Origin of the sequence: Corallococcus sp. CA054B, assembly GCF_003611625.1 — a bacterium.
Classification (GTDB): Bacteria; Myxococcota; Myxococcia; order Myxococcales; family Myxococcaceae; genus Corallococcus; species Corallococcus coralloides.
In genome coordinates this window covers 1-11,615 of sequence record NZ_RAVY01000036.1, presented here as the reverse complement: position 1 = coordinate 11,615, position 11,615 = coordinate 1, and the positions used below count along the sequence as shown (strand labels likewise).

Genomic DNA, 11,615 nt, shown 5'->3' with positions numbered 1-11,615 from the left:
TGCCGGGCCCGCCTCCGCTCCCCCTGGAAAACGCACCATGCGTCTGGGTGGTGGACGACAGCGCCAGCGAGGCGCGCTTCATCAAGACCGCGCTGGGAACGGGCTTCCAGGTGGAGACGTTCCCGGACGGCGCCGCGATGCTCGAAAGGCTGCACACCGGGCGGGCGCCAGACGTCGTGGTGTTGGATTGGGAGATGCCAGGAATGTCCGGTCCTGAGGTCTGTCAGTTCCTGCGCGGACAGCGGGAGACCCAGGCCCTGCCGGTGCTGCTGCTCACCTCGCACGGGCGGCCGGAGGACCTGGTGCAGGGCCTGCGCGCGGGGGCCAACGACTACGTGGCCAAGCCATTCCGCACGGAGGAGGTGCGCGCGCGGGTGGACGCGCTCGCGCGCACCAAGCGGCTGGTGGACGACGTGCGGCGCACCAGCGAGGAGAAGGCGGAGGTGTTCGCGCAGCTGGACGCGCTGCTCACGTCCTCGCCCGTGGGGCTGTCGCTGATGGACCGGGACCTGCGCTTCGTGCGCGTCAACGCGCGCATGGCGAAGCTGGACGGGCTGTCCGTGGACGCCTACCCGGGCCGGACGCTGGCGGAGGTCCTGCCCCGCTTCGCCCCCCGGCTGGAGCCCCTCCTCCGCCGCGTCATGGAGACGGGCGAGCCCGCCGAGGAGCTGGGCTTCACGCTGGAGCACCCGGACGCGCCCCACGGCGAGCTGTACGTGATGGCCAGCTACCACCCGGTGCGCACCGCCCGGGGGGACGTGGTGGGCGTGGGCACCGTGATGGTGGACGTCACCCGGCTCAAGGAGGCGGAAGCCGAGCTGCGCTCGACCGCGGAGTTCCGCGAGCGCTTCCTGGGCATCGTGGGCCACGACCTGCGCAACCCGCTCAACTCCATCCGCATGGGCGCCAGCTTCCTCGTCGCCAGCGAGCAGCTGCCCCCCGCGCTGGAGCGCACCGCCAGCCGCATCATCAACAGCACGGACCGGATGACGCGGATGATCACGGAGCTGCTCGACTTCACGCGCAGCCGGCTGGGCAGCGGCATCCCGCTGAACCCGGCTGCCACGGACCTGGGGCAGGTGGCGCGACAGGTGGTGGAGGAACTGGAGCTGGTGCACCCGCGCCGCACGGTGAAGGTGACGTCCACGGGCCCCCTCACGGGGAACTGGGACGCGGACAGGCTGGCGCAGGTGTTGAGCAACCTGGTGGGCAACGCGCTCCAGTACAGCCCGCCGGACGCCACCGTGGAGCTGTCGCTCGTGGGCGAGGCGGAGCAGGCCATCGCGCGGGTGACCAACGCCGGGGAGCCCATTGCCCCGGAGGAGCTGGAGCTGCTCTTCCATCCCTTCCAGCGCGCGCGCACGGGCGCGCATGTTCCGTCTGGCCTGGGCCTGGGCCTCTTCATCTCCGACCAGATTGCCCGGGGCCACCGGGGCACGCTCACCGTGACATCGGATGCACAGCGGACCGTCTTCACCCTGACGCTGCCGCGTGGGGGGGCATGAATCCCGGAGGGCGCGGGAACACCCGCCCCCGTGCCTTCCGAGCGTCCAGGCCCTCGAGCCCCCTGGAAACGCTGGGGTCCGTGCCCTACCGTGCACGCGTGTCCATTGCGCAACACCGCACCACCCTGCTCCTCGTTGAGAACAACGAGGACGTCCGCGAGGCGCTGCGCGAAATCCTGGAGTCGGAGGGCTACCGCGTCCTCACGGCGGCGAACGGCCAGGTCGCGCTGAACCTGCTGGCGGAGCAGGAGCGGATGCCCGCCCTCGTCCTGCTGGACCTGGTGATGCCGGTGATGGACGGCCACGCCTTCATCGAACACCTGCGCGGCACGGGTGCGCTCGCGCTCACGCAGGTGCTGGTGCTGACGGCGCACCCCACCCTGCCCCTGCCGCAAGGCGTGGCCGGACGGCTGGGCAAGCCGGTGAAGCTGGAGGCGCTGCTGGACGCCATCGCGGTGCACACCGCGTCCGCGTGAAGCCGGGCGCTCAGGCGGCGGCGGGACAGTGCCGCGCCACCATGGCCAACAGCTCCGCGATGTCCACGGGCTTGCGCAGCAGGCCCACCGTGCCCGGCGGGGCCTTGGCGGAGAAGTGGGCGGTGAGCATCAGCACGGGCAGCTCGCGGTAGCGCGCGTCCTCCCGCAGCCGGTGGAGGAACTCGTGTCCGTCCATCACTGGCATCATGAGGTCCAGCAGCACCAGGCAGGGCTGCTCGTTGGCGGCGAGGACCTCCAGCGCGGCCTGGCCGTTGGCGGCCTGGAGCACCGTGTAGTCCTCCATCTCCAGCAGCTCCGCCACCACCTCGCGCAGGTCCGGTTCGTCGTCAACGATGAGGATGATGGAACGCGAGGGGGTGCTGCTCACGGACGGCAGCCTACGCAGGTATTGCTACGAGCGCCAAGGAAGACGTGCCCCCCTGCCCGTCACGGCGCGCGATGATTTCACGCGGGGCGGGCCCCTGCCTGTTCGCCTGCCGGGAATCCTCGGTGAAAACAGGGTGGGTCCATTGCACCTGAGGGCCCGAGCCCCTACCCCCTTCATTACGGCCCCATGAACCTCGTCGCGGACTTCATCGAAGCGAACCTGGACGTCCTGGTGCGGCGCTTCGCGGAAGCCGCGCGCGGGCTGGAGAGCACGCAGGGGCTGAAGCCGTCGGAGCTCATCTCCACGCTCCCGGAATATCTCCACGCGGTGGCGGCCATCTGCCGGCACGGCCCCACACCGGAGCGGCTGGAGACGCGGGCGCGCCTGGAGGAGGCCCACATCAACCTGCGGTTGCGCGTGGGCGCCACGCAGGAGGACGCGACGGACGAATACACGCTGCTGGGGCGGCTCATCCCCCAGCTCTGGGAGGACGTCCAGCCGGAGCGCAAGCCCAGCGCCGCGGGCATGCAGTGCCTCTTCCAGCAGCTTGAAGAGGCCATGGACCACGTGGTGGTCCTCTTCTCCGGCTACTCGCTGGAGGACCGCCAGCGGGAGAAGCGCTTCCTGCGCCAGATGGACGCGCTGGCGCCCCGGTCGCTGGAGTGCGGCGCGGACATTCAGGGTCTGCTGAAGCCGCTGGTGGAGCTCATCGTCCGCGCGCTGGAGGCCGCCGGCGCGGAGCTGTTCCTCGTGGAGCCGGGAGGCCGGAGGATGGTCCCCGTCGTGCACACCAGGCACCGCGTTCCACCTCCCGGCCGGTGGGTGGATGCGCAAGGGCCGTCCTTCCTGGGCCGGGTGGCGCGCTCGGAGGAGCCGCTGGTGCTCACCCAGGCGCGGGGCCTGGAGGACGCCGCGCTCGACGGGCTGCACGCCCTCGGGTGGAGCACGCTCCTGGGCCTGCGGCTGTGGCCCCACGGCGACCTGATGGGCGTGCTCTGCGTGGGCTTCGCGGAGGCGCGGCCGGTGCCGCCTCAGACCAAGCGCTTCATGGAGACGCTGGTGGAGTACTTCTCCGGCATCCTCGACCGCGCCCAGCTGATGGGCCAGCTGCGGGAGACCGCCACGCGGCTGGAGGTGTCGGAGTCGCGCTACCGGTTGGCCAGCCAGGCCGCCGCGGACACCGTCTGGGATTGGAACCTGCTCACGCAGGAGGTCACCTGGAGCGGGGAGACGCGCAGGCTGCTCGGCTTCGCGCCCGACGAGATTGGCCCCGTGGCGGACTGGTGGGTCGCGCGCATCCACCCGGAGGACCGGGAGCGGGTGCGGCACGGCATCCACGCGGCCATCCAGGGCACGCAGGCACGCTGGCAGGACGAGTACCGGTTCTTCAACCGCGAGGGTGAGGCCGTGCGGGTGATGGACACGGGCGTCATCCTGCGCGACGCGACGGGCCTGGGCGTGCGCATGGTGGGCGCCATGCAGGACGTCACCCTGCAGCGGGAGGAGGAGAGCGGGCGCGCACGGCTGCTCCTGGAGGCCCGCACCGCGCGCGTCCAGGCGGACACGGCGCTCGGCCATCTGCACGTGCTGTTGCAGAAGGCCCCTGTCGCGCTCGCCATCCTCCGCGGCCCCGAGCACGTCGTGGAGCTGGCCAACGACCGCGTCTGCCAGCTCTGGGGCCGCGTCAGCGACCAGGTCCTGGGCCGCCCCCTGTTCAACGTCCTGACAGAGGTGAAGGGACAGGGCTTCCGGGAGCTGTTGGACGGCGTGCTCACCACGGGCATCCCCTACGTGGGCCACGAACAGCACGCGCGACTGGCGAGGGCCCCGGGTGGCGCCCTGGAGGACAGCTACTTCAACTTCGTCTACCAGCCGCTGCACGAGACGGAGGTCGGCCTCCAGGGCATCCTCATCGTCGCCAACGAGGTCACCGAAGCCGTGCAGGCCCGTCAGCGGGCGGAAGGGCTGGCGGGGACGCTGCACGCCAGCGAGGAGCGCCTGCGGCTGGCGTTGGACGCGGCGGACATGGGCAGCTGGGACATCGACCTGGCCACGGGCCGGGCCACCTGGGACCCGCGCTTCCGCGCCATGCTGGGCCTGCCCGCGCAGGGCGAGCTGACGCTCGACGAGGCCATGCGGTTCGTCCTGGAGGAGGACCGGCCCCTGGTGGAGCACGCGATGGAGGAGGCCGCCCGGCCTGGAGGCACAGGCGAGTACGCGTGCGAGTTCCGCGCGCGGGCTCCCCAGGGCGGCCAGCCCGAGCGCTGGCTCTCCGGACGGGGCCACGTGCACTTCGGGCCGGACGGGCGGCCCGTGCGCTTCGTGGGAACGGGGCTGGACGTGACGGAGCACAAGCTGGCGGAGGAGGCGGCGCGCCAGCGCACGGAGTTCGAGCAGTACCTGATGGGCATCGTGTCACACGACCTGCGCAACCCGCTGAACTCCATCATGCTGGGCACGACGTCGCTGCTCCGGCGCGAGGATTTGAGCGAGCGCGCGACGAAGGCCGTCCTGCGCGTCCAGGCTTCCGCGGAGCGCGCGGTGCGGATGATCCGCGACCTCCTGGACTTCACCCAGGCGCGCCTGGGCGGCGGGCTCCCTGTCCATTGCCAGGACCTGGAGCTGGGGGCGCTGGTGCGGCAGGTGGTGGAGGAGGCGCGGATGACCGCTCCGGAGCGCGACCTCCAGCTGTCGCTGCCGCAGGCGGGCCTTCGCGGCTGCTGGGATCCGGACCGCGTCACGCAATTGCTCATCAACCTGCTGGGCAACGCGCTGAAGTACTCGCCGGAGGACACGCCGGTGGCGGTGCGCCTGCGGGAGGTGCCCGGGAGTGTGTTGCTGGAGGTGCACAACGGCGGAGACCCCATCGCCTCCGACGTGCTGCCCCGCATCTTCCAGCCCATGCAGCGCGGGGCGCCGGGCATGGACGCGGCGACGCGCAGCGTGGGCCTGGGGCTCTACATCGTGCGGACCATCGTGCATGCGCACGGAGGCACCATCGACGTGACCTCCACGCGGGAAACGGGCACGACGTTCACGGTGAGGCTGCCGCACGCCGACGCGAGGTAGCCGGCCGGAGAGTGGGAGCGTGGGGCCGGTGCCAGCGCGACGGCCCGCCCACCGATTCAGACCGCAGGCGTCGACAGGTGCAACACGCTGCCGGATGGGAAGGCGCCCACGTCCGCCTGGAATGCCTCCAGCCGTGGCGCCGTCTTCTCAAGCGCCCGCTGAAACTCCGCTGCGGCTTCTGCCCCACCATACGGGCCACCCAGCGTAGCCGCATGGGCGCGGAGGTCGGCTTCCAGCGCCTCCGCCGTCGCGTAGCGTTCCGACGGTTCCCGCCTCAGCAACCGGTGGAGGATGGCACGCAGTCCGGGCGACAGCCGCGCCATCAGTGACTCCAGGTCTTCTGGCCGGTAGGCGGCGGCGTGCATCACGACGTCGGCATACTCGTCCGAGCCGTGCCCCGCCTGCGCCCCCACCATCATCCCCTGGAACACGCGCCGCGCATCCGCGTCCGTCAACCGCGCCTCCAGGTCGCTCATGAGCGCGCGCGGCAGACTGTAGAGATGCAGGCCCGTCGCCAGCTCCACCAGGATGAGCCCCAGCGAGAAGAGATCCGAGCGCGCATCCGTGTCTTCCCCGAACAGCACCTCTGGCGCGCCGTAGTACACCTCGCCGTGCGGGCGCGTGATGCTGGAGGGGACCCGACCCGGCATCCGGGAGAGGACATCCCCCAGGTCCGTGAGCGCCAGCGCACCATCCGGTCCGAACCGGATGCCCTGAGGATGCAGGTCGCGGTGCACGAAACCCAGCGGAGTCCCCCGCGCGTCCGTCTTCCCATGCAGGAACCCGAGCAGCGACGCGAGTCGGAGGCCCACGTGCACCAGGAACGCTTCGGGATACGCATGCACATACACCAGCGGCAGCATCGCCACGTCATCCAGCGTGCAACCCGGAACGCGCGCCCATTCGAAGAAGAGCAGGTCGGCCACCTCATGGCCGCCGTACAGCCGCGCGATGCGCGGATGCTCCAGCAGCCGTGAGAGCGCCAGCGTCTCCTGCAACCGCGCTCGCGGATCCCGCGACGGAGAGAGGTCTCCACCGCGCATGGACAGCGCCTGGAGGAACACCGGCACGGGCTCACGTCCGGGCTGCCTCCGGACGGCCAGGAAGTGCTGCTCCCCGTGGCCGCGCCGCCGCAGGATCCGCTCCAGCTCGAACGACTTGGACCCGGCCTTGAACATCACTTCGGGGAGGGGAGACTTCACTGTCCTGGATGGGCTCATGCCGTACAGGCTCCTTGGAGAACAACGCCAGACTACTTTTGGAGTAGCCAGATTCTCCAGGACCCATCAGGTTGTATTAGAACGTTTCTCCTGGCCCGGCGTCCCGTCAAGAATGGCTCACGGGAACTCGTGCACGACAGTATAGGCAAAGGTGCGCGGCATCCGGACCGCGCCGGGCTTGGAGCCCTCGTCCCACTCGCCGCCATCATGGTTCCCATAGACGAAGCACACGGGATGGATGCTCCCGTCGGGCAGCTCCGCCTTGGTGTAGCGGCCCGTCACCCGGCCTTCCCCCGTCCAGAGGCGCCCATACAGGCGGGTCCCCTCGGGCAGATGTCCATACTGCTGAATGACGAGGCTGACGATGGGGCCGTCGTGAACGATGAGCTTTTCCGAGCCCAGGCCAGGTTGCGTGATGTCCGTGTAGACGCTGGCACCGCCGCCCTTGTTCAGGCCGAGCTTTCGCATCGCCTCCAGGGCCCCCGTGGGACACCGGCTCGCGTCCGGCCGCACCTGGGCGCCCGTGCAGGCCGTGAGGACGGCGGCCCCCACTGCCGCGGAGCACCGCTTGAGCGTGCCAGACCGAGCGGGCGTGGGAATGACGGCCGCCTGCTGCGGCGAAGGGGGGGTCATGGCTTCTTTCTCCTGCGGAAGAGGGACGGGTGGGGAGGTGCCCGTCGATGGCCCGTGAGCTTCTTCCAGCCCGGAACGGGGCGCCATTTGCTGGACGTTTCGCGCCTCACTCACCGCCAGCGAGGGCTCCTCCCGCACCAGGGCCCGCCGCAAGCCCCACACCGTAAGGCCGGCGACGAGCGGCCCCACCAGCAACACCGCGAATGCGCCCCAGAAGAGTGGATGCGAGCGGCCCCCGCGAACCCGCGCCTGGAGGGCACGGAGCGACCGGGCCTCGGCGGCGGCCACCTTCGCGGGATCGCGTCTGCGCAGCTCGCGGGCTTCGCGAAGCCGACGGACAGCCTCCAGGTGACGGACGCGGGCGTCCCGCAGGGCGACCTCCTGCCCCGGCATCACGGGACCCAGGACCTCCTCCGCCTCCAGGGTCGTGCGTGAGCCGCTGGCGGTCCGCTCGCGCCAGTCGAACAGCGGCGCGTTCCAGGCCGGACCGACATCCACCAGGCGCTGGCGCAGCTCATCCGCCAGCAGTGCCGTGCTTTCGGGACGCCGCTCCGGCTCGAAGGCCAGCAACCGCATCAAGGCGTCCGACAGCTCCTCCGGCACATGGGGGTTGAGGTTCCTCACGGAGCGCAGGCCATGGGGCTCTGATGCATCCCGGGGCATTCCCCATTGCGCGGCGGGGTATTGATCCGTCAGCAGTCGATAGAAGGTCACGCCGACCGCATACAGCTCGTCCGCCACGGAGTAGGCATAGGGACTGGAAGCACCGGGCCGGCGCTCCGACAGCACGCGCCACATGAACAGCTGGGGGCTGTAGTAGCGCGGACTGCCCGGTGGCAACCGGGCGGTGGCGGTGAGCACGGGTGCCCCCGCGTACCAACCGGCGCCCCAGTCCAGGACCTTCACCTTGCCGTCCGGCGCGACCAGGACGTTGTCGCCCTTGAAGTCCCGGTGCAGTGCCCCCTGGCGGTGCGCGGCTGCCAGCGCCTCCAGCACTTGCACCAGCAGGCCCGTCACCTGTCGAGCCGTGGGGTTGCGGGCCAGCGCCCATTCATAGAGCGACTCTCCCTCCACATACTCCATCACCAGATAGGGGTGTTCCACGGGCCCCAACCGCCAGACGCCATGGGTGATCAACCGCACCACCGCACAGTGCCGCACGCGGGCCAGCAGCTCCGCCTCCCGCGCGAACCATCGCTCTCCGGGACGCCGGGACAACTTCAAGGCATACAGCTTGCCCTGAGGGCGGCCTGCCCGGCGCACGGAGTACGTGGTGCCGTACCCTCCCGCCCCCAATCGCGCCACCACCTCCCAGCGGTCCACGCGGGTTCCAGGCGGCAACCACTCGGGGGACAGCAGGACCCGTCCCAGCACCGCCTCCGCATGTCGAAGCCCCAACTCGGGTGACTCGCTGATCACGGGGACAGCCCTTTCCATCGCACGGAGCGATCGCCTTCCTGATTCCAGACCTCCAGCACATAGCGGGCCTGAGGATCCAGGCCCTCTGGCAGATGCCACTCCAGGACCACCTGGCCGCTCGCGCCGGGTGCCAGCCGGTCCTCCAACATCCGGACGGGAATCTCCCGATGAATGACCTGCCCCTCCTTCTCAGCCGGCCCCAACTGGATGAGCCGTCCCACGCCGGGCACCCACCGTGCGGAGCCGGATGAATTTCTCAAGGTGAAGGCCATCACCCGGGTTTGGATGTGGCGGTAGAGAAGCGCACTCCTCACGACATCCAGGCCCGGCGTTCCAACGGCGTTGGGAAACCATTCCACCGACACCGGCTCCGGCCCCAGCGCGCCGGTAAGCACCGCGCCCGCCAGTCCGGTCTGGGCGCACTGCGCACGCAGGGTCGCGAGCCCCGCCTCGGCGGCGGCACACCGTCCCCGCAGCAGCGCCAGCTCCTCGCCCAGGTCCTCGGCGGACAGCGCGTGGCGGGACACCTCCACCACGGTGTCCACCTCCCTGGGGTCGGTGACGAGCAGGAAGGACACCTGCCGGGGCGCATCCTCTCCGGCGAAGCGCGCGGTGATGAGCGGCCGGGACGACTCCGGCATGGCCACGGCGGGGCGCAGCACCATCACGCCCGGGTACACCTTCAGCTGCCCGAACAGCGGCGTCAGGGCCTTCGTGTCCACGGATTGCGGCAGGATGTCCTCGTTGAACACGACGGTGGTGACGGTCCCGGGAGCGACGCGCAGCAGGTGCAGCGTCGTGGCCTCCTCCGCCCGAACCACCAGCTTCCGCTCCCGGGTGACACGCTGCTGTTCTGGGGCCGCCGCGCCCAGCAGCACCAGCAGCATTGGCCAGACAACCACACGGGGTACGAGCACGCGGGGCAACCTCCAGCATCACACCCTAGCAGATGGGGCTGACGTGACGGGGAGGTTCGAAGCTCGGTACGCGGTGGGTTGTCCAGCGGCGAAACCCAAGTCGAGCCCGGAGGGAGGATGAGAGCTCCATCTCGTCCCTTGCCCCTCGCCGCTTCATCCTCTTCTGACGCGTCGCCGTATTTCTCATGGATGCGCCGAAGCGCGTCGAGCACTGGCGCCGCCGCCAACCCCCACGACGGACTCCAAGGCGACTGCCGCCGTGTGCCGCTTCAACCAGGCCTGGCGTCGTGGCGGGCGAACTCCTATCACTGCTGAGCGACGATGAGGCCGCGCCGCACGTCGACGGCGTAGAGCCCACCGGCATTCGTGGCTGTATCGTTCGGGTCGCAAAGTTCTGTGTGCGCGTAGATGCCAACCAGGACGGTGCCGTCCGGCAGCTTCTCCACCGCCACCTGATAGATGTCGCGGCGAAAGAGGCACAACTCGACTGGCGTTGCGTCCTTGGGTGGCTCGCGGTCCAAGGGGAGAAAGTCATCCATCGCGAGCTGGACGGCGGTGGCGATGTCACCATCCAAGAGCGTTGTCCGGCCCTCCTGGAAGGGGAGGGCCGGGAAGACGAACTTCCGGGCCTCTTCGGGAGGCGCATGAGGATGACGCATCGAGCGCTGGAAAAGGGAACACCCGCTCAACGCAACGAGCGACAGAACAAGCAGCGACGCACGTCTCATCGAGAGGCCTCCGGCACAGGCTGGATGATGCCATTCACTTTGTCCACGACGCGTCCGATAAGTACCCATCGCCGTTCCTGACGCACGTAGACCTCCCCAGGACGATCCTGCCCGATGTGTGGGACGCACATCTGCACGGTGCACCCGGCGTCCATCTGGACGCGGAACGAGTACCGCTGGCGAGACTGCCAGCGATCCTGGAAGGACATCTGTGAGTAGCGCCAGGGGTGGGTATGGTAGTCCGCGACGATTGCAGTCCGTCCCCGCTCATCCACCACCTTCCGAGGCACACGGCAATCCTTGAAGTCCCTGTTCTCAGCGCTGAGCCGCCGCGTCTCCAGTGCAGCGGGCCAGGATGCATAGTAGCGGCCATCATAGGAGGTCAGGAACGCACTCGAACAGGTCGGCAACCTGGGCGTGATGTTCGAACGGGTGACGTGACGGGGAGGTTCGGAGTCCGGCACGCAGCAGGTCGCCTGCCGGAACCAACTACGTCGGCCCTGGGGGGAACTTCTTCATGAGTTCTTCAGGCAGGGGGGTCCGCAGAAGCGTCTGCGGGCCTCCACCGGTCCTGATGACCTGGAACCCCTGCCCCGCGATGCGGAGGAGATCTCCATCTCGTCCCTTGCCACTCTCCAGCCACTCTTCCGCCGCCTGCCGTGTTTCGAATGTCCCCGCGACGACGACCTCCTCGATGGCTGGCGTATAGAACGAACGGAAGAACTCCCGGTATTCATCCATCCGCCCACTATCCTGGAGGTAGATCAACGCGACCGCGGAGATCCGAAGCGCTTCGTCCTCCTCGGAGGCGTCGCCGTACTTCTCATTGATGCGCCGAAGCGCGTCGAGCACTGCCTCCAGCCGGAAGTTCTGGTTGTATTTCATGAACGTTTCCCTAAAGAGCAAGCGGAGCCAGGATCAACGCACCCGCCGCGCTGACCGTCAGGACGAATGCGACGCCTCCCACCACCACGATGGTCCCCAAGGCAACTTCCGCCTTGTGCCGCTTCAACCACATCATTGCGCCGTCCATCTCCGTGAACTCCAGTTTCTTGGCGTTCTCGCGCGCGGCGGTTTCCTGTTCTTTGACGCAATCCGTGTATTGAGTGCCGCAGTCGGAAACGCACCGTTTGTAATACCAGCCGGATTGCTCCTGGCTGTGCGGCCACGGATAGCGCTTCTGCCAGCACTTCTCCACACACTCCTCATGCTCCTTCTGGCAGTCGTGCCCCCCAGCCCCTCCTCTGCCAAGGGCGGCCC

General features: G+C 69.3%; 10 protein-coding genes. 3 read left to right on the top strand and 7 right to left on the bottom strand.

What is annotated here, in order from left to right; translation table 11 throughout:
* Positions 1-50: 50 nt before the first annotated feature.
* On the top strand, positions 51-1,505 hold the full coding sequence (locus tag D7V80_RS11915; RefSeq protein ID WP_158616608.1) for a response regulator: 1,455 nt from the start codon (positions 51-53) through the stop codon (positions 1,503-1,505).
* An 80-nt stretch (positions 1,506-1,585) separates the two neighbouring features.
* Positions 1,586-1,981 (top strand): response regulator, encoded by a 396-nt coding sequence (locus D7V80_RS11910; protein WP_233585269.1) that lies wholly within the window; start codon positions 1,586-1,588, stop codon positions 1,979-1,981.
* A gap of 10 nt (positions 1,982-1,991) precedes the next feature.
* Here D7V80_RS11910 and D7V80_RS11905 read toward each other — a convergent pair whose 3' ends face one another.
* Positions 1,992-2,369: a response regulator gene (locus D7V80_RS11905; RefSeq protein ID WP_120588271.1), complete on the bottom strand. Its 378-nt coding sequence runs from the start codon at positions 2,367-2,369 to the stop codon at positions 1,992-1,994.
* 186 nt (positions 2,370-2,555) lie between these two features.
* Between D7V80_RS11905 and D7V80_RS11900 the strand changes: the two genes are divergently transcribed.
* Positions 2,556-5,438, top strand: a complete 2,883-nt coding sequence (locus D7V80_RS11900) for a PAS domain-containing protein (RefSeq protein WP_120588270.1) — start codon at positions 2,556-2,558, stop codon at positions 5,436-5,438.
* A 56-nt stretch (positions 5,439-5,494) separates the two neighbouring features.
* Here the strand turns inward: D7V80_RS11900 and D7V80_RS11895 are convergent, their stop codons facing one another.
* The 6 genes from D7V80_RS11895 to D7V80_RS11865 all read right to left on the bottom strand — a co-directional run.
* Entirely contained in the window at positions 5,495-6,640 is a 1,146-nt protein-coding gene (locus tag D7V80_RS11895) for a serine/threonine protein kinase (RefSeq protein WP_158616607.1), read from the bottom strand.
* Positions 6,641-6,775: 135 nt separating this feature from the next.
* Positions 6,776-8,710, bottom strand: coding sequence for a serine/threonine-protein kinase (locus D7V80_RS11890; RefSeq protein WP_158616606.1), 1,935 nt, complete (start codon positions 8,708-8,710; stop codon positions 6,776-6,778).
* Complete coding sequence (locus D7V80_RS11885) at positions 8,707-9,627, bottom strand: DUF2381 family protein (RefSeq protein WP_147447069.1); 921 nt, start codon at positions 9,625-9,627, stop codon at positions 8,707-8,709. Before D7V80_RS11885 ends, D7V80_RS11890 begins: the two co-directional genes overlap by 4 nt.
* Before the next feature lie 305 nt (positions 9,628-9,932).
* The gene (locus D7V80_RS11880) at positions 9,933-10,355 is read right to left on the bottom strand and encodes a hypothetical protein (protein ID WP_120588266.1); all 423 of its coding nucleotides are present in this window, start codon (positions 10,353-10,355) and stop codon (positions 9,933-9,935) included.
* Between the two features lie 489 nt (positions 10,356-10,844).
* The gene (locus tag D7V80_RS11870) at positions 10,845-11,240 is read right to left on the bottom strand and encodes a hypothetical protein (RefSeq protein ID WP_120588264.1); all 396 of its coding nucleotides are present in this window, start codon (positions 11,238-11,240) and stop codon (positions 10,845-10,847) included.
* Between the two features lie 10 nt (positions 11,241-11,250).
* On the bottom strand, positions 11,251-11,615 hold a 365-nt coding region (locus tag D7V80_RS11865), incomplete at its 5' end, for a hypothetical protein (RefSeq protein WP_120588263.1).